Genomic DNA, 722 nt, shown 5'->3' on the forward strand with positions numbered 1-722 from the left:
CCCAGGATCTCCCGCGCGATGCCGACCGCGTCCAGATGGGATTCGAACAGCTTGCCGATGGCGGCGTCCTCGCCGGTCACCTTGGCGAGCCAGCGAAAACGATCGGCGGTGGTGGCACGGGCCTGCGGGTCGGCATCGAACGCCTGGACCCGGTCCAGTGCGTGGCGCACGGGGGTGCCCAGAGGGAAATCGGTGGGGGGAAGGAGATCGCGGCGCATCCTTCCGACGCTAGGGGGAGGCCCTCGGCGGCCGTGTCAGCCTCGGCCCCCTGCCGCTGTGGGACGCCGGTCGGCGACCCCCTGCCGTTGTGGGACGCCGGTCGGCGGACCGCTGCTGTTGTAGGACGCCGGTCGGCCGCCTCCGGGCCCGCGGCCGGTCAGGCGGCCCCGGGGGCTCCGCTCAGCCCACGTGCTTGGCGAAGAACGCCAGCGTGCGCTCGCGCGCCAGGGTGGCCGAGGCCTCGTCGTAGGAGCCGCGCTGGTCGCAGTTGAAGCCGTGGTCGGCGTCGTACACGTGCACCTCCACTTCCGGGTGGGCCCGGCCGAAGGCCTGCACGCTGTCGAGCGCGATGAAGTGGTCGCGGTCGCCGAAGTGCGCCAGCACCGGAACCTTCGGGGTGCGCGCGCTTTCCTCGGTGGTGGTCATGCCGCCGCCGTAGTAGCAGACGGCGGCCGACAGGCCCTGCAGCTCGCACGCCGCGCGCCAGGTGAGCAGGCCGCCCC

Annotated in this window: 1 protein-coding gene; it reads right to left on the bottom strand. The window is 73.4% G+C overall.

Features of this window, described 5'->3' with window-relative positions; translation table 11 throughout:
- Positions 1–399: 399 nt before the first annotated feature.
- Positions 400–722, bottom strand: a 323-nt coding sequence (locus tag AC27KI_RS26515) for a dienelactone hydrolase family protein (RefSeq protein ID WP_487116854.1), incomplete at its 5' end; no start/stop codon positions are given.

It is taken from the genome of Acidovorax sp. KPB24-03, from assembly GCF_057546605.1.